Origin of the sequence: Flavobacterium ammonificans, assembly GCF_020885975.1 — a bacterium.
Classification (GTDB): Bacteria; Bacteroidota; Bacteroidia; order Flavobacteriales; family Flavobacteriaceae; genus Flavobacterium; species Flavobacterium ammonificans.
The window spans coordinates 1,263,993-1,286,836 of sequence record NZ_AP025183.1; the positions used below are offsets into that span (position 1 = coordinate 1,263,993).

Genomic DNA, 22,844 nt, shown 5'->3' on the forward strand with positions numbered 1-22,844 from the left:
ATGATGTTTTTTAGCTTGGTTTTTTTATTTAAAAACTACCTTTGCAGTAATACTATAAATTACAAAATACTTTTATCATGTCAGATACTATCGAAAAAATAAAATGCCTAATTATAGGTTCAGGTCCAGCGGGTTATACGGCTGCAATTTATGCAGCTAGAGCGAATATGAATCCTGTTTTATATCAAGGAATGCAACCTGGAGGTCAGTTAACAACTACTAATGAAGTGGAGAATTTTCCTGGTTATGTAGATGGTGTTACTGGTCCAGAAATGATGATTCAATTACAAGCACAAGCGCAACGCTTTGGTGCGAATATTCGTGATGGATGGGCTACTAAGGTTGATTTTTCTGGTCCAATTCACAAGGTTTGGATTAATGATTCTATCGAGTTGCATTGCGAAACCGTAATTATTTCTACTGGAGCTACTGCTAAATATTTAGGATTGCCTTCAGAACAACATTATTTAAAAATGGGTGGAGGGGTTTCTGCCTGTGCGGTTTGTGATGGATTTTTCTACAGAAATCAAGAAGTGGTAATTGTAGGAGCAGGAGATTCAGCATGTGAAGAAGCACATTATTTATCTAAATTGTGTAAAAAAGTAACCATGTTGGTTCGTAGTGAAAAGTTTAGAGCTTCTAAAATTATGGAAGCACGTGTTCGCGCAACAGAAAATATCACAATCTTAATGAACCACGATACAGTAGAGGTTTTGGGAGATGAGCAAGTAGTAACAGGAGTAAAAGTAAAGAACAAAACTACAGACGAAATTTTTGATATTCCGGCTACTGGTTTCTTTGTTGCGATTGGTCACCAACCGAATACTGGAATTTTTAAAGACTACATCAGTTTAGACGAAACGGGTTATATAGTGAATACTCCAGGTACATCTAAAACCAATGTTGAAGGTGTTTTTGTTGCAGGTGATGCAGCCGATCATGTATACCGTCAAGCCATTACAGCTGCTGGAACGGGATGTATGGCCGCTTTAGATGCAGAGCGTTATTTGGCTGCAAAAGGACATTAATTATAGGCTATGGTTTAATATAAAAAAAGTCCCTTTTGGGACTTTTTTTATGCCATAATTTATTTTTTCGGAGGGAGTTTTTTAAATAATTTCGCTTCTCCAGACAATTTGCGGATAGTAATTGTAGGATTTCCATATAAATTAATTTCTGCTTTGTCAGTAGCTTCTAAAGTACAGCTAGTTTCTGCAAAAATACTACAGTTTGCGGTGTCTTCAACTGTGGCATCTATGTTTTTCGAATTAAAGTTACGTGCATTTAATTCCGATGAATTATCCAATCGAGCAATAGTGTTATCTGAATCTCCTTCAATACTAGCTGTTGCTTTTTGATACAAATCGCATTTCAATTCAGCACTATTAATTAATGCTTTTAAGTTGGAATACTTACTTAATTCAATAAAAGCGTTTTCGCTTTTAAGATTGAGTTCAACTTTAGATTTATCATCTGCTTGCAAGTTAAAATTAGTCACATTTGCATTCAAAAATAATTTTGATTTATTCATTGATTTGAAGGTGATATTTTCAACACTAATTTCTTGAATTGCGTTAACAATTGCCTCATCTTTTGAAGTAACTAAATTTAAATCATTAGTGTAAGTAATCCTCACGGAAAGTTTTTTAAACCCATGTGCTTCTTTTGATGTAGCAATAACTAAAACATTATTTTTAACAACAGTAGTAATTACATCGTGTAAGTTATCATCTGCTTCAATTTTAAGTCCGGAAGTTTCTCCTTTTTCTAAATCAATTACAATATTATCTTCAACTTCTACAGAATTGAACGATTCAATTTCTTTTGACGCAATTTTAATAACACCTGAACCTTTTATCTTTTCAGTTTTTTGTGCAAAAAGAAAGGTCGTTGAAAAAAGTAGTAGTACTAAAGTACCAAAGATCTTAAGCTTCATAATGAATCAGTTTATAACAAAAATAAGAAAAATCATTCAGATATGAATGATTTTTCTTATTTATTTATTCATTTTCAAAAACTAATCTTGTTCTACACTTCCGCCTGAACTGGAATTTTTTTGAAATGTTTTTGGCATTTTATTGTATTTGATGGATGCACCGCTAGACGCCTCTGCTTTTAAACTCACAATGGGATGTACATTTATTGAGGCACCACTAGAGGCATCAGCAACTACTGAATTAGTTAATAAATTAAAGCATTTTGTTGTACTACCACTTGACGCCTGACTGTCTAACTGCATGGCCAAACCTTTCAATTCAATCGTGCTTCCGCTACTAGATTTGCTAGTCACGGCTTCCATTTCTATGTCTAGTTTTGCCGAACCTGCGCTAGAAGTTTTGATGAAAATTTGGTTACCTTTCAAGGTATTCTTACTTGTTATGGAAGAAGCACTAGAAGCTTCCAAATTGTCAATAATTGGCATTGTAACACTTACTTTTCGAACACCGTTTCTAATGCTAACATACGACTCATTTGAAATAACTAACTTCCCATTTTTTACTTCCGTTTTGATGGTGTTAAGTAAATTATCATCTGCCTCCACAACTACTTCGGTTGTATCTCCTTGTTCAATAGTTACTTCAATAGCACTGCTGACATCAACTCCAGTAAACTTTTCTGAAATAGTTCTATTTTCAGTCGTTATCGTACCGCTGCCTTTTATGGTATTGTAATCTAAATGACAAGAGCTAAAAAAAAGCGCTGTAATAACTGTAATAATAATTTTGGTAATCCAAGTGATGATTTTTATCATGGCGTTATTCTTTTATAATTATACCGTTTTCGTTTACTTTCAATCCTTTTTTTGAGCTTTGTTTCACTGTAACTACCTCACCATTTACCTTTACGGTTGTTGTAACTACCGTATCATTATCGGAAATATCTTCGGTGACATTCATATCAACGTCATTGTATTCATTTTCGTATTCAGGACAATTCAAACATTTAACTTGATTGCTATTTACTTTGTAAATATAATCATCATTACTATATTCAGGGTCGAAAAAATCATTATCAGATATTTCATAATGTTGGGCTGACTCATATATTTTAAATAAAGTACCTTTAGGAAGGTAAATAGTAATTGTAACTTCTTGATCTCTGAATTTATCGTTTAACGTAGATAATAAATAATTGTCTAAAATTAATTGATTTCCTTCTAATTTGTACCCAAATTGAATTCTTTCAGCACGTTTTTTCGCTTCTTGAAATGATTTACCTCGTGCAATTCGTTCAATTTGTATGTATGGGACTTTTTCGTCGGTTTTTAAAAGCTCAAGACTAATGTTATTGGAATAAATCAGTTGATTATTATTGGCATCTTGAACCAATCTGAAATTTTCATTGTCATCAATATCATTGGTGAAATTTTCGTTATATCTGAACTTTATTTGCAGCGTATCGGTAGGTTTGATGTTTAAATAATCTTTTTGAATGGTCTTACCTTCATAGGCAACCTCAGATGCTTGTTGAATACCAATAGAAATTAAAATTGCAATTGAAAGTATCCATATTGCTAAAAGGGTATATTTAGCAATACTACCAATCGATTTTATTGTAGGTGATAACAATCTAAATCCAAGTAATGTCAAGAAAAAGAACGGAATTCCAACAGATAGAAACATAATTAGTCCGAAAATCCAAATAGGATAATCTGTAAAATTACCAGCATTTACAAATTCTTGCCAAGGTAATTCGATAAAAGTTCCACTGCTTACGGTAAAGATACCGATGAATAAAAAGAACAATACGGTAAGTCCAGTAATAATAAGAATTACCCCTAAAAATTTAGCAAACACTTTAAAAATAGTCGTGATAATTTCACTTAATGAATTGCCAAATTTCTCTGCACCCGTTTTGATTTGATTGCCATATTTGTCATAATCCACATTTTTAAATTTTTCAGAAACCGAATCAAATTCCTCACGTACTTTTTTCTCAATGCTTGAGATAGTTACTGGTTCTCCAGTCATCTCCAATTTTTCTGAAGTGGTAACTGCTTCAGGAGTAGCAATCCACAAAATGATGTAGGCTAAAATTCCTGTTCCAAAACCAAAGAAAAACAGTAATAAAATTACTCGTATCCAAACTACATCGATACCCAAATAATGACTTAAACCAGCAGCAACTCCTCCAATCATTCCTTTGTCCTTGTCACGGTATAATTTTTTAGACTTTTTGTATGCTTGATAAGTCGATTCATTTTTTGAGTCATCTTCAATTATGTAATCTTCAGGCTGTCCCATTACCGCAATCACCTCGTCAATTTCTTTTAAACCAATTACATGTTTTTCAGAAATTAGTTTCTCAGAAAGTAGTTCCGAGATACGCATTTCAATGTCTTTAATTATTTCATCTTGTCCAGACGAATTGGTTAAAGAGCGTTTGATTGCATCAAAATAGCGGGATAATTTTTGGTATGCATCTTCGTCTATATGGAATACAATTCCGCCTAAATTTATGGTTACAGTTTTATTCATGACTATTCGTTTTGATTGGTAATTAAGTTTACGGCATTCGATAATTCCATCCAAGTGCCGTGTAATTCAGTTAAAAAAGTTTGTCCGTCTTCAGTCAAACCATAATATTTTCTAGGTGGTCCGGACGTCGATTCTTCCCAACGATAATCTAATAATCCATCGTTTTTCAATCGAGTCAACAACGGATAAATCGTACCCTCTACCACTAATAATTTTGCGTTTTTTAAGGTGTCTAAAATCTCTGAGGTGTAGGCATATTTCTCTTTTAAAACCGAGAGTATGCAAAACTCGAGAACCCCTTTGCGCATTTGGGCTTTTGTATTTTCTATATTCATTTTTTTTATTTTTTTTTTAAGAGCTATTTCTCGCTTTCCATTGCAATCTTTTTATTTTGCTGCGCTACATAAAAAGGATTTTCATTACAATCAGGGCTAGGGGTGTCTGTTATTTCATGAATTTTATAGTTAAAGGATAGCTATAGTTTTCTCCGTTAGCTGTTTTAACTGCCGCTTGAATGATTAAGAAAAATTCAGCTATTTTAAGACAAACTAAAAAGAATATAGCAATTGCTCCAGTGGTAATTAATCCAATATTATCTGAAAAGTTCAAATCCTGAACAATAAAATTTCTGTCGTGAATCAATTCATTAAAAGTTACATGACTTAGAAAAGTGATAAAAAAGGCAGGAACAAAAATAGCACCTAAAATCAACGAGTACAAAATCACACTCAATTGAAAATTAATACATTGTTTTCCATTGTTATCAATAAATTCCGACTCGTTTTTTTTGGAACTCCAAATAATTATAGGAATGACAAAATTCCCAAATGGGAAAAGATATTGACCAAAAGCTCCAATATGGGTCACTGTAGCCCAATTTTTTTCTGTATTTGTTAGCATCATAATTTGTATATAGTAATTTCTTATGCAAATATATATCTTAAAAACAGTATCTTGCTTTACATAGTAGTAAATATTAACATAATATTAACATTTCAAAATGATTGTATATGGTTTAACCTTAGTGTTTGTTGAGTTTTTTTCGAATAGTATTAATTGTTACTTATTTAACTCAATTTACTATTTTTACAAAAATTAGCAATTATGACAATTACAGCTTCAAAACTGAATCAATTTTTATTTTTCAAATTACCGTCTGCTTTTATTTGTGGGGTCCGTGTAAAAACTATTGATGCAACTGAATGTATAGTTTCAGTAAAACACCGTTGGATCAATCAAAATCCTTTTCAGTCGATGTATTTTGCAGTCCAAGCGATGGGAGCTGAGTTGAGTACAGGCGCTTTAGTCATGTATCACATTCAAAAAAGTGGAAGAAAAATATCCATGTTAGTAGCCAATAATAAAGGGAACTTTACTAAAAAGGCTACTGGCCGAATTACATTTACATGTAATGACGGACATCTGATTGAAGAAGCAATTCAAAAAACAATTGCAACAGGCGAGGGACAAACCTTTTGGATGAAATCCATTGGAATAAATGAACAAGGCGTTCAAGTTTCTGAAATGGATTTTGAATGGAGTGTTCGTGTTAAATAACAAAAAAGCCTCTATCAAGAGGCTTTTTTGTTGTAAATAAAAAATGATTATACTTTAGATTAGCATTTTTTTCCTGATGCTTTATGTGCTTTAGCATCACATTTTTTTCCTTCAGCTTTACATTTAGCTTGGCATTTCGCTACTTCGTCACTTGACTTTTTAGCATTTTTTGAACAACATGCCATTTCTTTTTTTTCTTGTTTTGGCTCTTGAGCATTCATGCTTACTGTAAACAAAGCTACGGCCACTATTGCAATTACTTTTTTCATATCTTTCATTTTATTGGATTTGGTTTTTACTTTAACAAATATAGAAATTTTTTTTAAGTAGATTTTTAGGATAAGTTAAATTTTGCTTAAAAGTATACCTTAATTGACTGGTTATTATTGCTTTATCTTATAATACTTTTTCCTCCACCAAAATGCCACATTTACTAATGCGATCAACGCTGGGACTTCTACTAGCGGACCAATTACACCCGCGAAGGCTTGTCCGCTATTGATTCCGAAAACTCCAATAGAAACAGCGATTGCTAGTTCAAAATTATTTCCAGAAGCAGTGAAAGAAAGTGCAACGGCATCACGGTAATTGGCGCCAATTTTTTTACTGACAAAAAACATCAATGTAAACATGATAGCGAAGAAAATAACAAGAGGTAAGGCAATTCGAAGTACATCAAGTGGTAAATCAACTATCATTTCACCTTTCAAACTAAACATAACTACAATAGTAAACAATAAGGCTATCAAAGTAATGGGAGAAACAAAAGGAATAAATCGCTGATTGAACCATTTCTCACCGATGTATTTCTTAATAGCATACCGACTAGTTACGGCTAATGCAAAAGGAATGCCCAAATAGATTCCAACGGTTTGCGCAATTTCAGCAACAGTAATGTTCAACGCTAATCCTTTAATGCCAAAAAGCGGCAACATAATTTCGAGATAGAAATACGCATACAAACTAAAAAAGAACACTTGTAGCAAACTATTGATACCTATTAGTCCTGCGGTGAGTTCGCGATTGCCTTCGGCGAGTTCGTTCCAAACAATAACCATCGCAATACATGGCGCCAAACCAATTACAATCAATCCAGTCATATATTCAGGATAGTCTCGTAAGAATAAAACTGCCAAAGTAAACATCAAAAAAGGGCCAACGATCCAAGTGATAAAAAAGGAAGCAGTAAGCAATTTTGGTTTTTCAAACATCTGTGGGACTTTTGAAAAATCAATTTTGGTCAAAGGCGGGTACATCATTAAAATCAGTCCAATAGCTAAAGGAATATTGGTTGTTCCTGAAGAAAAGGAGTTGATGAAACTAACCGTGTTGGGTATAAAGTATCCAATTGACACCCCAATTGCCATAGCTAAGAATATCCAAAGGGTTAAAAATCGGTCTAAAAAATTAAGTCTTTTTTTCATATTTGTTAATTATAATACCTGCAAGATTTTTAAAACCTTGCAGGAGATTTTATTTGTGAAAAAACAAAATACAGTTCTGAAGCAATCTCCAAGCTTCGCTCAGCATATTTCGCATCCATTAAATCGGTTCCGTCAAATGCTTTAGGATCGTCGTAGCGAATGGGAAAGCGTTTTTCGGCACCTGCAATGAAAGGACATTCTTCATCAGCAGAGGAACAAGTCATAATGGCTGCGAAACCACTAGTTGGATTGAAGGCATTATCAAAGGTTTTAGAAAAACAGATAATTGCTGCTTCTTTTTTATCAAATTTCACGGCATACACCGGATTGTTATCGCTGCTTAATTGTTGTATTTGAAACCCTTGATTAGTCAGTGTTTCGCCTACTTTTGAAAACATAGCCGTTGCTTCGGTTCCGCCCGAATAGCAAAATACATTTTTGATTCCGAAATGATACGCCATAGTTTGCGCCCAAATTTGAGACAAATGACTTCGGCGCGAATTGTGAGTACAAATAAAATTCAACTGAATGGTTTCAAGGTTGTTAATTTTGGTTTGAATGTATTCAACTAAAGGTTGTAAAACTGCGATTCTTTCCTCTGAAATTATGAGTTTTGAACTATTTTCTAATGTGGTACTTAATTGTGGGTGCATATTTAAATTATTTTGTTTAACAACAACCTGAATCAGGGGTACAACAAGAAGTTGCTTTAGCTTTCCATTGGCCTACATTAGGCATTTTACTTTCTGGAATACCGCAGTGGTCAGGTGCTAGACAGTTGGTTATTTTTGAAGTCAGTTGAAAGTGGGTTCCATCGAATTCCAACCCAAATTTTCCAATACTATCTTTCATTTGATACTCTACTTCGATTTCTAAATCTGTTAAACCTAACTTTTGTTCTGATAATTCGATGATGTTCAAAAGCTTTTCTGGATGCAAACGATGGTCGTAATCTTGCGCTTCCCACAATTGAAAATTGGCTACTTCTTCGCTTCGAATGGTTCCCCCACAATCAATAAAGTGTTTGGTTATTTTACCTACTTCTGTTACATGAAAGTGAGGTGCTACGAGTTCGCCATTAGGCAGTTGAAAAGCGATCGTAGTTGCTCTTTGTAATTCGGATTTAATTGCTGATAGTGTCATGAATTTTGATTTTAGTTAACAACATTCTTTAGTAGTAAGGTAGGAAGTAATAGTCTCAAAAAAGCCTTTTAATTTGTTAAATCCTTCTTCGTTCAAACAATAACAAATAGCGTTTCCTTCTATATTCCCTTTAATTAGACCTGCATTTTTTAATTCTTTCAGGTGTTGTGAAACGGTAGGTTGGGCGAGAGGTAATTCATTAACGATGTCACCACAAATACAGGATTCCGTTTTTAATAAGTATTCAATAATAGCAATTCGAGCAGGATGTCCCATTGCTTTAGCTAAGATGGCTAATTCATTTTGTGTAGTTGTAAAATGTTCTGTTTTTGTAATTCCCATTTTGCTATATTTTTATATTGCAATATTACGATAAATATAATTACCAAACATTATTTTATTTACTTCTACGAATTGAATTGAGAATATGACATCTTTTTCATTTGATTTAAATGTTTTGATAAACAAAACGCATCTATTTCTTAAATAATGTAAATTTTTACTAATTTTACAGGAGATATATTTAATTTTCGTAATCCTAAATTTATTGGAATTCTAACCCATTTAATAGATTATCATGAGTAATAAAAACAAAACCTTAGGCGAGTTTATAATCGAAAACCAAAATGATTTTCAATATTCATCTGGAGAATTATCACGTATAATTAATTCGATTCGTTTGGCTGCAAAAGTGGTTAACTACAAAGTGAATAAAGCGGGTTTAGTGGATATTGTAGGTGCGGTTGGAGAACAAAATATTCAAGGTGAAGACCAACAAAAATTAGATGTTTATGCCAATGAGGTTTTTATTCAAACACTAATCAATAGAGAAATTGTATGCGGAATTGCTTCTGAAGAGAATGATGATTTTATCACGATTGAAGGTTCAGATAAGAGTAATTCTAATAAGTATGTTGTGTTGATGGATCCCCTAGATGGCTCTTCTAATATTGATGTCAATGTTTCTGTGGGGACTATTTTTTCGGTTTACAGACGAATTACTCCCTTGGGAACTCCAGTTACTTTAGCCGATTTTTTACAGCCAGGAGTAAATCAAGTAGCTGCGGGTTATGTAATTTATGGCACTTCTACCATGTTAGTTTATACAACCGGACATGGTGTTAATGGTTTTACTTTAAATCCAGCAATAGGAACTTTTTATTTGTCTCACCCTAATATGAGATTTCCAGAGAACGGTTCTATTTATTCTGTCAATGAGGGTAATTATCGTCAGTTTCCACAAGGGGTTAAAGATTATATTAAGTATTGTCAAATGGAGGAAGAGGATAGACCATATACTTCAAGATACATCGGTAGTTTAGTTTCAGATATCCATCGCAACATGATTAAAGGTGGGATTTATTTATATCCGACTAGTTCAAAATCTCCTAAAGGGAAACTTCGTTTGTTGTATGAGTGTAATCCTTTAGCTTTTGTAGTGGAGCAAGCTGGAGGTAAAGCGTCTGATGGTAAGAATAGAATTATGGAATTACAGCCAACAGAGTTGCACCAGCGAATTCCTTTTTTCTGCGGCAGTAAAAATATGGTTGATACACTAGAAAAATTTATGCTCTAATGTTTTCAAATTTATTAGAATTAATTAATTTATTGTTTTCATTTTTTTTTTAGCATATTTGTCATTATAAATCCCAAAATCTATTGAAATGAAAAAAATTATTATTACTGCTTTACTCATGGCAGGTTTGTTTGTAAACGCACAAGGTTTTCAATACAAAATTGTAACTACTATCGAATCTGTTGTTCCAGGTGGTATAGGTCGCTCCCGAATTATTGAAAACGGAACTGAAGTTGACTACACACAATTCACAACAACCAGAACTAAAGAAGGAAAAGAGAAAACTGATAAAGACCGTAGCGATGTCAAAATTGACAATTTGAAGGAATCCACTTTGGTCAATTTTTATAGTTTGGTTGGAATTAATTTTCAGAATATTGCTTCCAATGACGCTATGATTACTTCTATGTTGAACAAATATAGTAAGGATGGATGGGAATTATTTAATATTGTGAGCGGTGTAGAAAGTGATGCTGGAAAAGGTGATGGTGATGGAATTTTTATCACTCGGTTTTATTTCAGAATGAAATAACTAGTAAGTTGAAAATTTAAAACCCCTAACACTTTGGTATTAGGGGTTTTACTTTTGTAGCGAGACCGAGATTTGAACTCGGGACCTCAGGGTTATGAATCCTGCGCTCTAACCAACTGAGCTATCTCGCCAATTCTATGGGTTAAGCATCTTGCAATGCGGGTGCAAATATAGAAATAATAATATCGTTTCCAAGTAATATTTAACAAAAAAATATTTTTAAAAACACTTTTTTTTTGACTTTATATTCTTATATTTCAAAAAAATTAAACAGTATACATGGAACCAAAAGTACGCTATGAGATAGAGTTTCCCATTAATTCTTCCCCTCAATTATTGTATCAATATATTGCTACTCCTTCTGGCTTATCAGAATGGTTTGCAGATAATGTAAATTCTCGTGGCGAATTTTTTACTTTCATTTGGAATGACTCTGAAGAGAAAGCAAGATTAGCGTCTAAAAAATCGGGTGAAAAGGTAAAGTTCAAATGGGTAGATGATAACGCTAAAGATACCGAGTATTTTTTTGAAATTCATATTTTAGAAGATGAGTTAACCAAAGATGTATCCTTACTTATTATTGATTTTGCACCCAAAGACGAGTTGGATGAGGCTAAACAGCTATGGGAAAATCAAGTGTCCGATTTAAAACATCTTATCGGATCAGTGTAGTAAATTTATTTTTGACTTATATTTGCCCTGAATAAATTCAGGGCTTTTTTTATGGATAATTGTAACGGAGATACTACTGCACTTGAGAATAAGTTAACGCACAATCGTAGTTTTTTATATGGTGACGCGGTATTCGAAACTTTAAAAATTGTACAAGGTAAAATTCTTTTTCTTGAAGACCATTATTTTAGACTGATGGCTTCGATGCGGATTTTGCGAATGGAAATCCCGATGGATTTTACTATGGAATTTTTTGAAGAGCAACTACTTTCAACTGTAAAAAATGAGGGTTGTCTGGATTCTGCTAGGGTTAGGATTACAGTGTATCGCAATGATGGAGGGTATTATTTACCTCTAACCAACACAATTTCGTATTTAATTCATGCGACTCCTTTACAAAGCCAAGTTTACGTTTTGGAATCTAAATCCTGTGAAGTGGATTTGTATAAAGATTTTTACATCAGTAAGCAGTTACTATCTACTTTGAAAACTACAAATAAAGTACTTCATGTTACCGCTAGTATTTATGCCAATGAAAATGATTTGGACAACTGTATTTTACTTAATGAAAGCAAAAACGTAGTTGAAGTACTCCAAGGGAATATTTTTATGCTTCAGGGAACTAAATTGATCACACCTCCAATTTCTGAAGGTTGTTGTAATGGTATTTTGAGAAAACAGCTTATTGCTTTGGCTAAAAAAATGGAGGGATTAGAAGTTGTTGAAGAAATAATTTCACCTTTTGATTTGCAAAAAGCAGATGAATTGTTCTACACTAATGTTATAAAAGGAATTCAATCCATTACAAAATATAGAAAAAAAGAATTTAAAACGGATTTAGCCAGTAGTTTGGTTGAAAAATTAAACGAACTAATTTTGAATTAATTCAGGTAAGGATTTTCAGGTGCATTGGACCAGATAAGATAGTCGCCACCTATTTCAATAATTTTTTCTTTCCAAATTTGAGATGTAGTTTTTCCGATAATTTTATTTTTATAATTATTAGGAGTAACTATCCATGATTTTTGTTCCATCTCTGTTTCAAGTTGTGTTTCACCCCAACCAGTATATCCTAAGAAAAATCGTATATTGTCTTTATTAATCTCTTGTTTATTTAGTAATTCTTTGACGGTGTCAAAGCAGCCTCCCCAATAAATTCCATTTGAGATTTCGATACTATTTGGGATTACGTCGGGCACATTGTGTAAAAAGTATAAATTATCTTGCTCTACCGGACCACCATTGTATATTTTGAAATTTCCAATAATATCAGGTACTATATCTTGGATAGTAAATTTCAAAGGTTTATTTATTATAAACCCTACCGACCCTTGTTCATGATGATCTGTCAATAGAATTACTGCTTTATTGAAAGAAACATCACCAATCAAGTCTGGATCAGCAACAAGAAGTTGCCCTTTTTCTAATTTTACTGATAACATACTTCCTTATTTTGGATTAAAATTAACAATTATTTTAAAATCAATAGGACAATTTGAAATATAATAACATAAAAAAACCTTCCGAAGGGAAGGTTTTAGTATATCAGAAAAGCTTTAATTAGTTTACAGCTCCTTCTAAATCAGCTCCAGCTTTGAATTTTACAACATTCTTAGCAGCGATTTTGATAGTTTTTCCAGTTTGTGGGTTTCTACCATCTCTTGCAGCTCTTTTAGAAACTGACCAAGATCCGAAACCTACTAATGATACTCTTCCACCTTTTTTCAAAGTACCACTTACATTTCCTAAAAATGATTCTAAAGCCAATTTAGCAGCTGCTTTAGTAATTCCTGCGTCAGCAGCGATAGCGTCGATTAATTCTGATTTGTTCATAATAATTAGTTATTAATTGTTGGTTAAAAAAAAATTGTTAAACAAATTTAGCAGGAAATCCTTTCTGTGCAAAGGCTAAGCCCATTTTATGGCTAATTTGTTAATAACTTGAGTTATTTGTTCATAAAGCATCGGTTTTTTGCCGCGAAAACGTTATAAATGCTCACTTTTTTAGGTTTTAATGCGCTTTTGCCTCCCCAGAAAATTGAATTCCATTGAGTAATTCGGCAGTTTTCATCTTCTTTTTACCTGGAAATTGAATGCTTTCTATCTGAATAAACCCATTTGCAACAGCAATTTTCATTTCTTTCTTGCTGCATAGTAGTTGTCCAATGGGTAATGCGTGTAATTCAAGAATCGGAATAGCTTCATATATTTTAACATTCCATTCTTCTCCTTTGTCACTTATATAACACCAAGCGGCTGGATATGGACTTAAACCTCTTATGAGATTATGTATTTCAGCGGCTGGTTTAGTCCAATCTATTTTGCAGTTTTCCTTATTGAGTTTATAAGCGGTTTTAATTTCGCTATCGTCTTGTTGAACAGTGGTGACTACATTCCCTTTTTCTATCAAGGCTAAAGTATTGATAACAGTTTCACTACCTAGTAACATCAATCGGTCGTGTAATTCTCCCGCTGATTCATTTTGAGCAATAGGAGTTTCAGCTTTCAAAATCATAGCGCCAGTATCTATCTTATCATCAATAAAGAAGGTAGTTACACCCGTTTTATTTTCTCCATTGATAATCGCCCAGTTAATAGGCGCTGCACCTCTATAATTAGGCAAGAGGGAAGCGTGTAAATTGAAAGTACCTAACGAAGGCATTTCCCAAACCACTTTGGGTAGCATTCTAAAGGCCACCACAATTTGTAGGTTAGCATTTAACGCTTTCAATTCAGTTAAAAAACTTTCGTCTTTTAAATTAGTAGGTTGCAGTAAACTTAAGTTGTTGTCCAAAGCATATTCTTTCACTGCAGAATATTTTATTTTTTGTCCGCGCCCAGCGGGTTTGTCTGCTGCGGTAATTACGCCAACTACTTCGTACTTATTCTGTAAAATAGTATCTAAAATGCCAACGGCAAACTCGGGTGTACCCATAAAAACTATTCGTAGTTTTTCCATTATATATGTATAGTATAGTTGTTATTCGCCTTAAGGACGATTTTTTCTTCTTCTAATAGCTTCTGAAGTCCTTTGATTACGGTTTCAGAATCTAATTGTGTTCGCTCTTGAATTTCTCTTGAATTGAGGGACTCTTTTTGTAACAACTCTAATAGTTGAGTCGTTACGGATTGTAATTTAGGAACCGTTTTCTTCTTTCCAATACAATAAGAGCAAATTCCGCATTCGCTTTTTGTTTCTTCTCCAAAATAGCTCAGGATAATTTGGTTCTTACATCGTTTCTTTTCATTTACATAATTAAGAACCGAATGCAATTGATCCTTCTTGAGTTGGTTTTGGCGTTCTAAATATTTAGCTACTCGATTAATGGTTCGTTCGTCTTCGCGAATTTCATTAAATAAAATGGAAGCGTCATTATTTTTTGCATTATAACTTACAATGCCTTTTTCTTTTAGCTTGTGCAATACAGCCTGAACTTCATTTGGTTTATGATTGGATTTTTTAGCAATAAAATCCAAATTGAAAGCGGTTTGCATTTCATAAATTCCAGGATATGTTCGCAAAATAGTGAGTATGATTTCTTCATCATTGGGATGTAAACTATTGTAGCGAATTACTTCTTTTGAAGGAATCAAAAATTGTAAACTTATCTTTTCAGAAAATTCTTGAGACAAATTGATAATCCCCTGTCTATCTAGAAACTGAATTGCATTATAGGTTTTAAGAGTAGGGAAATTGTATTTCAAACAAAAATGATTCAGGTTGAAAGCAAATTGCTCATTGAAACCCTCTCCATACGCAATCTGAAAGTAATTGCAAAGTTTGATAAAGACGGAGTTTAAAAATGTCTTGTCGGGTAAATTCAATAAGAATTGGTTTTCAGCTTGTAAATTATCCGACGGATTAGTCAATAAAATAGCAAAGGCTTTTTCGCCATCGCGTCCTGCTCGTCCTGATTCTTGGTAATAATTCTCAATATTGTCGGGTAGTTGAATATGCATTACTGTTTTAACATTCGCTTTATCAATTCCCATTCCAAAGGCATTGGTCGCCACCATAACTTGAGCTTCTTCCTGCATCCAAATGGACATATTGGTCTCTTTTTCCTTTGGCGAAAGCCCACCGTGATAATAAGTTGCCCGAAAGCCTATAGCTTTAAGTTGATTTGCAATGTCAATACATGACCTCCGATTGCGCACATATATAATAGAAGGTTCCGGATTCTTTTTGAGAATTTGCTCTATTTTGTACAATTTGTCCTCAGCTTCAATTACCATATAGGCAATGTTGTCTCTTGCAAATGATTTTTGAAAGACAGACGGATTTTGTAATCCGGTTTCCGTAATTATATCCTCTTTAACTCTAGGCGTTGCTGTGGCAGTTAAAGCCAAAAAAGGAATTTTTTGAAAGTGTTTCTTTAAATCGGATATTTTTAAATAAGCAGGTCTAAAATCATGTCCCCATTGCGAAACACAATGCGCTTCGTCAATAGCAATAAGGTTGATGGGTAGGTTTTTGATGCGGTCCAAAATCCAATCCGACTGTAAACGTTCAGGAGACAAATACAGAAATTTGTAGTTTCCAAACTGACAATTGTCTAACAAATCAATCATTTCTTCGGAACGGATTCCGCCAGTTAAAGCAATGGCTTTGATGTTGCGTGCTTGCAAATTAGCGACTTGGTCTTTCATTAAAGCCACTAATGGAGAAATTACCAAACAAATTCCTTCTTGCATTAGAGCAGGAACTTGAAAGCAAATGGATTTACCACCACCTGTTGGCAGTATAGCCAAAGTGTCCTTACCGCCAACCACAGAATCTATAATTTCATTTTGTAGCGATCGGAACTGATCGTGTTTCCAATATTTCTGAAGAATAGCTAGTGCTGTTTGCATCGATTTCAGGGCGCTACTTTAGGTTTTCAATGCAATAGTGAATCACTGCTACATTGTGTTATTTAGTTTGAAATTTTATCTAAGATAAAAAGAATTCTTTTATCTACGCTATCTTTCGGAACCTCAATTAATTCGTACCCATATTTTTGGTAGGTTTCTACCAAATGATTATGGATTAATTGTGCTTGTTCAAAATTCTCATAGCGTTCTTGGTCGCTCACATAAATGTCTTCCCAAGGAGGTAAAATAAATATTTTTGAGTAAATATGTTCTTTGCAAGCTGCATCAAAAAAAGCAGGATAGCTGTCGCCAATGTAATGCATATAAGCTAAAACGTCTGGAATGCCTCGATCTAAAAATACAATATTGTGTGGTTCTTTGTGTGCGTCTAGAAACTGTTTTTTTCTTCCTTCTAACAAAAGTTCGCTAAAAAGTAATGGCTTTTCTAAAAACAATTGTTCAATTCCTTGTTTTTGTGCTTCGGCAGTTACTTGTCTGGAAATTTCTGGATAGCAACAATGCCCTAATCGAACTAACTCATCTATGATAGTTGTTTTTCCTGTTCCAGGTCCGCCAATAATTACAATGATTTCTTTTTGCACTTTAAAATAAATAAGTCGCAAATTTACCGAATCAAAATGGTAATTAAAAAAATATTCTGATGCAACAGACTTATTAGGCTCAAAAAACGAGTTGAAATTCTAAATTCTAAAATCAATACCTTATATTTGCGTTAATTTTTAGTACAGTAATGGATCAAGAAAAAGAAAAAACGACGGCGGAATTTTACGAGAGATTAAAGGCAGAGTTGGACAGGAGTAACTCTTGGCCAGCTGAATACTTATTCAAATTTATTGTTCCCTCTGTTGATGATAATGTGCAGCGCGTAGAAAATGCTTTTGATTGTATGGGTGCTGTGATTAAAACTACAAAATCTAAAACAGGTAAGTTCACTAGTGTTTCGGTGGATGTCCAAATGAAAGACGCGCAAGAAATAATTGATAAATACATTGAAGTATCTGTAATAGAAGGAATCGTTTCCTTATAAAATATGAGTTTAAAATACACCAAAGAAATAGCAAATGAAGTAGTGCACCACTTGGAATATAATGCAGAAAGATCGCATTTAATTATTCCAGAGTATGGGCGTCATTTGCAGAAATTAATTGATCAAGCTACGCTTATTGAAGATGCTGAGGAGCGAAATAAAGCAGCAAAATACATTATCCAAGTCATGGGTACATTGAATCCTCACTTGCGTGATGTACCTGATTTTCAGCACAAACTGTGGGATCAATTATTTATTATGTCTGATTTTAAATTAGATGTAGTATCTCCGTACCCAATTCCATCTCGAGAAGTATTGCAACTTCGTCCAGATGTACTTCAATACCCACAGAATTTTCCAAAATACCGTTATTATGGAAACAATATCAAATACATGATTGATGTGGCCAATAAATGGGAAGACGGAGAAATGAAAAATGCGTTGGTTAAAGTAATTGCCAATCACATGAAAAAATCATACCTGAGTTGGAATAAAGATACAGTGAAAGATGATGTGATTTTTGAACACTTATATGAATTATCAGATGGCAAATTAAACTTACTTCAAAGCACGGAAGAGTTAATTAATACTACTGATTTATTACGAACTAATAAACGCGTATCTAATAAAATCTCTCCTTCAGGTCAGCCAAAGATCCAAGGAAACAAAAATAATAAGCAAGGAAAATCAAAAACATTTCAAAAAAATAAATCGAATTAAATGGGAATTTTCAAAATTGAAGGTGGCGTTCGTCTAAAAGGAGAAATCACACCACAAGGAGCAAAAAATGAAGCTTTACAAATACTTTGTGCTATATTATTAACTCCAGAAAAAGTTACAATTACTAATGTTCCAGACATTATTGATATTAATAAATTAATTACTTTATTAGGTAATTTAGGAGTTAAAATCAAAAAAAACGGACCTAATTCGTATACATTTCAAGCTGATGAGGTGAATGTAAATTACCTTGAGACTGAAGCTTTCAAAAAAGAAGGTGGAGCACTTCGTGGTTCTATTATGATTGTTGGACCGCTTTTGGCTCGTTTTGGAAAAGGATACATTCCAAAACCAGGTGGAGATAAAATTGGAAGACGACGTTTAGACACTCACTTTGAAGGATTTATTAATTTGGGTGCCAAATTCAGATACAATAAAGAAGACCATTTTTATGGTGTAGAAACTCCAGCAGAAGGTTTGCAGGGAGCACATATGCTTTTAGATGAAGCATCTGTAACCGGAACAGCTAATATTGTTATGGCGGCTGTTTTAGCAAATGGAATTACTACTATTTACAATGCAGCTTGCGAACCGTATTTGCAACAGTTGTGTAAAATGTTAAATTCTATGGGAGCTAAAATTACAGGAATAGGATCCAACTTATTGACTATCGAAGGTGTTGCAAGTTTGGGTGGTTGTGAGCATAGAATTCTTCCCGATATGATCGAAATTGGAAGTTGGATTGGATTAGCAGCAATGACTAAATCAGAAATTACAATTAAAGATGTAAGTTGGGATAATTTAGGTGTTATTCCAAATGTATTTAGAAAGTTGGGAATCACTTTGGAAAGACGTGGTGATGATATTTATATCCCATCTCACGTGGATGGTTATGAAGTAAAAACAGATATTGATGGTTCTATATTAACTATTGCTGATGCGCCATGGCCAGGATTTACTCCTGATTTATTGAGTATTGTATTAGTTGTAGCTACTCAGGCTAAAGGTGATGTTTTGATTCATCAAAAAATGTTTGAAAGCCGTTTGTTCTTCGTAGATAAATTGATAGATATGGGAGCCAAAATTATGTTGTGTGATCCACATAGAGCTGTGGTTATAGGTCATGATTTTAAATCACAATTAAAGGCTACTACAATGTCATCACCAGATATTCGTGCGGGAATCTCTTTGTTGATTGCAGCGCTTTCGGCAAAAGGAACCAGTACCATTCAAAATATCGATCAGATTGATAGAGGCTATGAGCGTATCGATGAGCGTTTAAGAGCTATCGGTGCTAAAATTGTACGCGCTTAATTACAATAGACATCAAATAGTAAATATCGTTTAGAGTCATTTTTTATAATCTCTAAACGATATTTTAATTTATACACCTCATACAATGCCAAAAGTAGAAACGGCCATACAAGCTACTTATTTTAGTATTATCGGAAATACAGCTCTTGCTATCATAAAAGGATTAGCTGGTTTTTTTGGTAATTCATATGCGCTTATCGCAGATGCAATAGAATCTACTACAGATATATTTGCCTCTTTTTTGGTTTTATTTGGAATTAAGTATTCTAACAAACCTGCAGATGAAAATCATCCGTATGGACATGGAAAGGCGGAACCATTGATTACCTTCTTGGTAGTTGGATTTTTGATTACTTCGGCTACGATTATAGCGTATGAAAGTATCTTGAATATTGGAACACCGCATGATTTACCAAAGTCATGGACATTGTATGTTTTAGGTCTAATCATCATTTGGAAAGAATACTCTTTTCAATTAGTGATGAAAAGAAGTAAAGAAACAAATAGTTCTTCTTTGAGGGCAGATGCTTGGCATCATAGAAGTGATGCAATTACTTCTGTTGCGGCATTTATTGGTATTTCTGTTGCATTGTTTTTAGGTAAAGGGTATGAATCAGCAGATGATTGGGCAGCTTTATTTGCTTCAGGTTTCATTGTGTACAATAGTTATCTCATTTTTAGACCTGCATTAAGCGAAATTATGGATGAGCATGTCTACGATGATGTAATTGAAAATATAAGAAAAGTGGCAAGCAGTGTAGATGGTATTATTGATACTGAAAAGTGTTTTATTCGTAAGTCGGGTATGAAATTCCATGTCGATTTACACGCTACAGTGAAGGCAACTATTACAGTAAAAGAAGGACATGATTTGGCGCATCAATTGAAAGACACATTACGTGACGAAATACCTGAGTTGGGTCATGTTCTAATTCATGTCGAACCAGATGATTCGGAATAAAAAAAGGCGTTGCAATTGCAACGCCTTTTTTCTTAATCATTCAAAAATTTCAATCCAAATAGAATGCCATCATTCCTAATTCCACCATTATAGGATTGAACATAGTCGATTCGGAACATCTTAAATTTTCCAAAACCTAAATTATCTAAACCAATATTGAATTCATTATAAGGCTTTGCATTGGTTGTTCTCAACGCATGATAACCCATAACTAATTTTGATTTTAAAGCTCTAATCAATGGCATTTTATTCATAATAAACCCATTGTCGTTGTATTCAGAATGCAATTGAAAGTAACTTTTATTAGTGCTGTTAGAATAATAAGGAAGTAGTAAAAAGTTATTCAAATATTTGGCTTCTAATCCAATATGGGTTTGATTTCCATTGAAATGTTTAAAATCAATAAAGGAAATATTTTCTGCATTAAAGAATTGTCCAGCATTAATAGTAGCAGCTAATTCTCCTTTATTTCCTAAAGTTATACTATGTGAAATTTTAGCATCTATTTTTGAGAATTCATATTTTTTATCACTAGCTGCAAAAGCTTTTTCATAATTTAAAAAGAGCGTAGGATATCTGTCATTTTTAATGTTGTATTTTCCATCTGGACGGGAAATAATTTTATTTCCAAAATTAATTTTGGCACCTAAATTAAAGCTAGTTAAACGATGTGTTTCAAATCCCGGGTTTATAAAATCATTTGGTGCAATTGGATTGTTTGAAGTGTATAATTGATCCTTATTAAATAATGAGTAATCAGAATTATTGAACAGGGGTTTTCTTTGGGAAAATTCTAATTTTCCTCTCAAATTAACACCATTCGCGATATCTTGATTGTATTGCACTCTTAAAAACTCTTTGTTGTATAACTTCATAAAGTTATTTTTAAAAAAGATAGAGCTGATCGAGTTAATGAAATTACTAATTGGTTCATTGTCATTAAATTGATTGACTTTTGTCCCTCCTGATATTATTATATTAGCATAATTAATATTGTTAAAACGGTGGCTGTATTCACCACTGACTCTTAACCTATCTTCTGCAAAACCATAATTAAATGTAGTTTTAAATTTAGTTCTTTTTCCAGTTTCATCATTCCATTTAGAATAAGAAATTCCAGTTGATAAACTGTAGCCTTGAACCGTATTAAATGTTAGTGAGTTTAAACCATAGTATTGCAATAGGTATTTTTTAAAAGTATTTTTAAAACTATATCCTGAAAGTAAATCTACTATTTTAAACTTATTGTTTTTAGCATCAATGGAATCCAAGTATTTTTTGGATTCTCTAACAGTTTCAATAGAATCTTTTTTAGAGTAATCTTGAACTTCCTCTTGAGTCAATGGAATTGGACGAACTGTATTCCAATATAAATCATCTTTTTTATTGGCATCATTTTCTATTTTGATGATTTCCTTGGTAAATGTTTTTTTGTCAAAGGATTCAACAAAATTATAATTTGAAAAAACATGATTGAAGTTTCCAAAAAATTGGATACCAAAAGCACCTGCAACAAAAGCTATAGATTGATTACTTTTTGCCCATAATTTGTTTGTTGCATTGTAGTCAAAATTTTGTTTCAATTGAAGAGATTCTGTGAACTCATCGTTCATTCTGTATCCCTTCACAGTTAGATCAATTGCATAGATTGCCCAACTGTCTTCCACAATGTAAATATAACCCTCAAAAACAGGTTCTTTGTCTCGTTTTGGGATGACCTTAATTTTGTTAATCTGTTGGTTATTTTGATCAAAAAAAGTACCTTCTAATTTGTATTTGTAGTAGTTAAAAGCATTATTAGCAATTGGCGAAATTAGATTTGTTTGGATATTAACAGTATTCTCATAAAAATTATAATCTGTAGAAAGTGCAGTGTTGTAGCTATACCCTTTGTTATCTCCGGCTATTTTAGAAGCTATTATTTTTTCTTTAAATTGTTTCGGTTTTTCAAAGGATATTTTCGAAACAGTTTCAGAAAGGTAAATTATTCCACTTCCAGTAGAATCTAGATAAGAGGACATTTTATCTCCAAGGTCAACTTTCATTCCCATAATTTTTTTGGGTAAGTTTTTAAGTTTAAAAATTCCTCTTGAATAAAAATCAGCTGTATATCGATTGACTTTTTCTGTATTTTCTTTTCTAGATGCAATGGCTTTCTTAATTATAGCTATCGCAGGATTTACTTTCGTATTAATGATTACTTCGTTCAAAGTATAATTTTCTTCTACTAGAACTATATTAAGAATAAATGGCGTCTCTTTAATTGTTAGAGTTTCTCTTTTGGTTTTGAAACCTAAATACTTAAATACTAAAGTAGGGTTTTGAGACTTTTTAAGCTGAAGTTCGTATTCCCCTTTTTCATTTGCAGTTGTACTATTATAAGTATTTTCTTCAAATACAATTGCAAAAGGGATAGGATTTCCTTTTTCATCAGTAATAGTTCCTTTAACTTGAGAGAAATTGAGAAAAGAAATAAAAAATAGCAGGGGGGCGAAGCATTTAATCATAGTTTTTTTTAACAAAATTAAACCTATGTTAAAAAGAGGCTACTAAAATTATGTTAAA

26 protein-coding genes and 1 tRNA gene are annotated in these 22,844 nt (G+C 33.1%); 10 read left to right on the forward strand and 17 right to left on the reverse strand.

The window, feature by feature from the left end:
• Positions 1-77 precede the first annotated feature (77 nt).
• Entirely contained in the window at positions 78-1,028 is a 951-nt protein-coding gene (trxB, locus tag LPC23_RS05650) for a thioredoxin-disulfide reductase (protein ID WP_229328764.1), read from the forward strand.
• A 59-nt stretch (positions 1,029-1,087) separates the two neighbouring features.
• Here trxB and LPC23_RS05655 read toward each other — a convergent pair whose 3' ends face one another.
• From LPC23_RS05655 to LPC23_RS05675, 5 genes are all read right to left on the reverse strand, one after another.
• Positions 1,088-1,936 (reverse strand): GIN domain-containing protein, encoded by an 849-nt coding sequence (locus LPC23_RS05655; RefSeq protein WP_229328767.1) that lies wholly within the window; start codon positions 1,934-1,936, stop codon positions 1,088-1,090.
• 81 nt (positions 1,937-2,017) lie between these two features.
• Positions 2,018-2,752, reverse strand: a complete 735-nt coding sequence (locus LPC23_RS05660; protein ID WP_229328768.1) for a head GIN domain-containing protein — start codon at positions 2,750-2,752, stop codon at positions 2,018-2,020.
• A gap of 4 nt (positions 2,753-2,756) precedes the next feature.
• Positions 2,757-4,478 carry a PspC domain-containing protein gene (locus LPC23_RS05665; RefSeq protein ID WP_229328769.1) on the reverse strand — a complete coding sequence of 574 codons (1,722 nt, stop codon included), beginning with the start codon at positions 4,476-4,478 and terminating at the stop codon, positions 2,757-2,759.
• A 2-nt stretch (positions 4,479-4,480) separates the two neighbouring features.
• Entirely contained in the window at positions 4,481-4,813 is a 333-nt protein-coding gene (locus tag LPC23_RS05670; RefSeq protein WP_229323456.1) for a PadR family transcriptional regulator, read from the reverse strand.
• Positions 4,814-4,922: 109 nt separating this feature from the next.
• Positions 4,923-5,381 carry a DUF4870 domain-containing protein gene (locus LPC23_RS05675; RefSeq protein ID WP_229323458.1) on the reverse strand — a complete coding sequence of 153 codons (459 nt, stop codon included), beginning with the start codon at positions 5,379-5,381 and terminating at the stop codon, positions 4,923-4,925.
• 201 nt (positions 5,382-5,582) lie between these two features.
• Between LPC23_RS05675 and LPC23_RS05680 the strand changes: the two genes are divergently transcribed.
• Positions 5,583-6,035, forward strand: coding sequence for a DUF4442 domain-containing protein (locus LPC23_RS05680; protein ID WP_229328770.1), 453 nt, complete (start codon positions 5,583-5,585; stop codon positions 6,033-6,035).
• Between the two features lie 59 nt (positions 6,036-6,094).
• Here LPC23_RS05680 and LPC23_RS05685 read toward each other — a convergent pair whose 3' ends face one another.
• The 5 genes from LPC23_RS05685 to LPC23_RS05705 all read right to left on the reverse strand — a co-directional run bounded on the left by LPC23_RS05685 (position 6,095) and on the right by LPC23_RS05705 (position 8,944).
• Positions 6,095-6,313, reverse strand: coding sequence for a hypothetical protein (locus LPC23_RS05685; RefSeq protein WP_229328771.1), 219 nt, complete (start codon positions 6,311-6,313; stop codon positions 6,095-6,097).
• Positions 6,314-6,418: 105 nt separating this feature from the next.
• Complete coding sequence (gene arsB / locus LPC23_RS05690) at positions 6,419-7,459, reverse strand: ACR3 family arsenite efflux transporter (RefSeq protein WP_229328772.1); 1,041 nt, start codon at positions 7,457-7,459, stop codon at positions 6,419-6,421.
• 29 nt (positions 7,460-7,488) lie between these two features.
• Entirely contained in the window at positions 7,489-8,112 is a 624-nt protein-coding gene (locus LPC23_RS05695) for an arsenate-mycothiol transferase ArsC (RefSeq protein ID WP_229328773.1), read from the reverse strand.
• Positions 8,113-8,128: 16 nt separating this feature from the next.
• Positions 8,129-8,602, reverse strand: coding sequence for a DUF6428 family protein (locus LPC23_RS05700; protein WP_229328774.1), 474 nt, complete (start codon positions 8,600-8,602; stop codon positions 8,129-8,131).
• A 15-nt stretch (positions 8,603-8,617) separates the two neighbouring features.
• Positions 8,618-8,944, reverse strand: a complete 327-nt coding sequence (locus LPC23_RS05705; RefSeq protein WP_229328775.1) for an ArsR/SmtB family transcription factor — start codon at positions 8,942-8,944, stop codon at positions 8,618-8,620.
• 235 nt (positions 8,945-9,179) lie between these two features.
• On the opposite strand from LPC23_RS05705, the gene fbp reads away from it, so the two are divergent.
• The gene (gene fbp, locus LPC23_RS05710) at positions 9,180-10,178 is read left to right on the forward strand and encodes a class 1 fructose-bisphosphatase (protein WP_229323474.1); all 999 of its coding nucleotides are present in this window, start codon (positions 9,180-9,182) and stop codon (positions 10,176-10,178) included.
• A gap of 88 nt (positions 10,179-10,266) precedes the next feature.
• Positions 10,267-10,710: a hypothetical protein gene (locus LPC23_RS05715; RefSeq protein ID WP_229328777.1), complete on the forward strand. Its 444-nt coding sequence runs from the start codon at positions 10,267-10,269 to the stop codon at positions 10,708-10,710.
• Between the two features lie 57 nt (positions 10,711-10,767).
• On the opposite strand, the gene LPC23_RS05720 is transcribed toward LPC23_RS05715, so the two are convergent.
• Positions 10,768-10,841, reverse strand: a tRNA-Met gene (locus LPC23_RS05720).
• Between the two features lie 148 nt (positions 10,842-10,989).
• Here LPC23_RS05720 and LPC23_RS05725 point away from each other — a divergent pair.
• Entirely contained in the window at positions 10,990-11,382 is a 393-nt protein-coding gene (locus LPC23_RS05725; protein WP_229323478.1) for an START-like domain-containing protein, read from the forward strand.
• 51 nt (positions 11,383-11,433) lie between these two features.
• A complete protein-coding gene (locus tag LPC23_RS05730) occupies positions 11,434-12,267 on the forward strand; it encodes an aminotransferase class IV (protein ID WP_229328779.1) in 834 nt (277 codons plus the stop codon).
• Here LPC23_RS05730 and LPC23_RS05735 read toward each other — a convergent pair.
• The 5 genes from LPC23_RS05735 to LPC23_RS05755 all read right to left on the reverse strand — a co-directional run bounded on the left by LPC23_RS05735 (position 12,264) and on the right by LPC23_RS05755 (position 16,838).
• Positions 12,264-12,824 carry a YqgE/AlgH family protein gene (locus LPC23_RS05735; protein ID WP_229323482.1) on the reverse strand — a complete coding sequence of 187 codons (561 nt, stop codon included), beginning with the start codon at positions 12,822-12,824 and terminating at the stop codon, positions 12,264-12,266. The genes LPC23_RS05730 and LPC23_RS05735 overlap by 4 nt on opposite strands.
• 118 nt (positions 12,825-12,942) lie before the next feature.
• Positions 12,943-13,215 carry an HU family DNA-binding protein gene (locus LPC23_RS05740; protein WP_229323484.1) on the reverse strand — a complete coding sequence of 91 codons (273 nt, stop codon included), beginning with the start codon at positions 13,213-13,215 and terminating at the stop codon, positions 12,943-12,945.
• Positions 13,216-13,393: 178 nt separating this feature from the next.
• Positions 13,394-14,341 carry a methionyl-tRNA formyltransferase gene (gene fmt, locus LPC23_RS05745; RefSeq protein ID WP_229328781.1) on the reverse strand — a complete coding sequence of 316 codons (948 nt, stop codon included), beginning with the start codon at positions 14,339-14,341 and terminating at the stop codon, positions 13,394-13,396.
• Complete coding sequence (locus LPC23_RS05750) at positions 14,341-16,236, reverse strand: RecQ family ATP-dependent DNA helicase (protein WP_229328783.1); 1,896 nt, start codon at positions 16,234-16,236, stop codon at positions 14,341-14,343. Before LPC23_RS05750 ends, fmt begins: the two co-directional genes overlap by 1 nt.
• 62 nt (positions 16,237-16,298) lie before the next feature.
• Positions 16,299-16,838 (reverse strand): AAA family ATPase, encoded by a 540-nt coding sequence (locus LPC23_RS05755; RefSeq protein WP_229323491.1) that lies wholly within the window; start codon positions 16,836-16,838, stop codon positions 16,299-16,301.
• Positions 16,839-16,987: 149 nt separating this feature from the next.
• On the opposite strand from LPC23_RS05755, the gene LPC23_RS05760 reads away from it, so the two are divergent.
• The 4 genes from LPC23_RS05760 to LPC23_RS05775 all read left to right on the forward strand — a co-directional run bounded on the left by LPC23_RS05760 (position 16,988) and on the right by LPC23_RS05775 (position 20,279).
• Positions 16,988-17,284: a DUF493 family protein gene (locus tag LPC23_RS05760; protein WP_229323493.1), complete on the forward strand. Its 297-nt coding sequence runs from the start codon at positions 16,988-16,990 to the stop codon at positions 17,282-17,284.
• Between the two features lie 3 nt (positions 17,285-17,287).
• Positions 17,288-18,004 carry a DUF4290 domain-containing protein gene (locus tag LPC23_RS05765; protein WP_229323495.1) on the forward strand — a complete coding sequence of 239 codons (717 nt, stop codon included), beginning with the start codon at positions 17,288-17,290 and terminating at the stop codon, positions 18,002-18,004.
• Positions 18,005-19,318, forward strand: coding sequence for a UDP-N-acetylglucosamine 1-carboxyvinyltransferase (murA, locus tag LPC23_RS05770; RefSeq protein ID WP_229323497.1), 1,314 nt, complete (start codon positions 18,005-18,007; stop codon positions 19,316-19,318).
• An 85-nt stretch (positions 19,319-19,403) separates the two neighbouring features.
• Positions 19,404-20,279, forward strand: a complete 876-nt coding sequence (locus LPC23_RS05775; RefSeq protein WP_229328785.1) for a cation diffusion facilitator family transporter — start codon at positions 19,404-19,406, stop codon at positions 20,277-20,279.
• 32 nt (positions 20,280-20,311) lie between these two features.
• Here the strand turns inward: LPC23_RS05775 and LPC23_RS05780 are convergent, their stop codons facing one another.
• Complete coding sequence (locus LPC23_RS05780; RefSeq protein ID WP_229328787.1) at positions 20,312-22,786, reverse strand: DUF5686 and carboxypeptidase regulatory-like domain-containing protein; 2,475 nt, start codon at positions 22,784-22,786, stop codon at positions 20,312-20,314.
• Positions 22,787-22,844: the final 58 nt, after the last annotated feature.

Coding starts and splice junctions, on each gene's coding strand:
- LPC23_RS05660 (WP_229328768.1), bottom strand. CDS start 2,752: ATGATAAAAATCATCACTTGGATTACCAAAATTATTATTACAGTTATT.
- LPC23_RS05750 (WP_229328783.1), bottom strand. CDS start 16,236: ATGCAAACAGCACTAGCTATTCTTCAGAAATATTGGAAACACGATCAG.
- LPC23_RS05760 (WP_229323493.1), top strand. CDS start 16,988: ATGGATCAAGAAAAAGAAAAAACGACGGCGGAATTTTACGAGAGATTA.
- LPC23_RS05715 (WP_229328777.1), top strand. CDS start 10,267: ATGAAAAAAATTATTATTACTGCTTTACTCATGGCAGGTTTGTTTGTA.
- LPC23_RS05680 (WP_229328770.1), top strand. CDS start 5,583: ATGACAATTACAGCTTCAAAACTGAATCAATTTTTATTTTTCAAATTA.
- murA (WP_229323497.1), top strand. CDS start 18,005: ATGGGAATTTTCAAAATTGAAGGTGGCGTTCGTCTAAAAGGAGAAATC.
- LPC23_RS05775 (WP_229328785.1), top strand. CDS start 19,404: ATGCCAAAAGTAGAAACGGCCATACAAGCTACTTATTTTAGTATTATC.
- LPC23_RS05675 (WP_229323458.1), bottom strand. CDS start 5,381: ATGATGCTAACAAATACAGAAAAAAATTGGGCTACAGTGACCCATATT.
- LPC23_RS05765 (WP_229323495.1), top strand. CDS start 17,288: ATGAGTTTAAAATACACCAAAGAAATAGCAAATGAAGTAGTGCACCAC.
- LPC23_RS05780 (WP_229328787.1), bottom strand. CDS start 22,786: ATGATTAAATGCTTCGCCCCCCTGCTATTTTTTATTTCTTTTCTCAAT.
- LPC23_RS05740 (WP_229323484.1), bottom strand. CDS start 13,215: ATGAACAAATCAGAATTAATCGACGCTATCGCTGCTGACGCAGGAATT.
- LPC23_RS05735 (WP_229323482.1), bottom strand. CDS start 12,824: ATGTTATCAGTAAAATTAGAAAAAGGGCAACTTCTTGTTGCTGATCCA.
- LPC23_RS05655 (WP_229328767.1), bottom strand. CDS start 1,936: ATGAAGCTTAAGATCTTTGGTACTTTAGTACTACTACTTTTTTCAACG.
- fbp (WP_229323474.1), top strand. CDS start 9,180: ATGAGTAATAAAAACAAAACCTTAGGCGAGTTTATAATCGAAAACCAA.
- LPC23_RS05665 (WP_229328769.1), bottom strand. CDS start 4,478: ATGAATAAAACTGTAACCATAAATTTAGGCGGAATTGTATTCCATATA.
- LPC23_RS05670 (WP_229323456.1), bottom strand. CDS start 4,813: ATGAATATAGAAAATACAAAAGCCCAAATGCGCAAAGGGGTTCTCGAG.
- arsB (WP_229328772.1), bottom strand. CDS start 7,459: ATGAAAAAAAGACTTAATTTTTTAGACCGATTTTTAACCCTTTGGATA.
- trxB (WP_229328764.1), top strand. CDS start 78: ATGTCAGATACTATCGAAAAAATAAAATGCCTAATTATAGGTTCAGGT.
- LPC23_RS05705 (WP_229328775.1), bottom strand. CDS start 8,944: ATGGGAATTACAAAAACAGAACATTTTACAACTACACAAAATGAATTA.
- LPC23_RS05730 (WP_229328779.1), top strand. CDS start 11,434: ATGGATAATTGTAACGGAGATACTACTGCACTTGAGAATAAGTTAACG.
- fmt (WP_229328781.1), bottom strand. CDS start 14,341: ATGGAAAAACTACGAATAGTTTTTATGGGTACACCCGAGTTTGCCGTT.
- LPC23_RS05695 (WP_229328773.1), bottom strand. CDS start 8,112: ATGCACCCACAATTAAGTACCACATTAGAAAATAGTTCAAAACTCATA.
- LPC23_RS05685 (WP_229328771.1), bottom strand. CDS start 6,313: ATGAAAGATATGAAAAAAGTAATTGCAATAGTGGCCGTAGCTTTGTTT.
- LPC23_RS05725 (WP_229323478.1), top strand. CDS start 10,990: ATGGAACCAAAAGTACGCTATGAGATAGAGTTTCCCATTAATTCTTCC.
- LPC23_RS05700 (WP_229328774.1), bottom strand. CDS start 8,602: ATGACACTATCAGCAATTAAATCCGAATTACAAAGAGCAACTACGATC.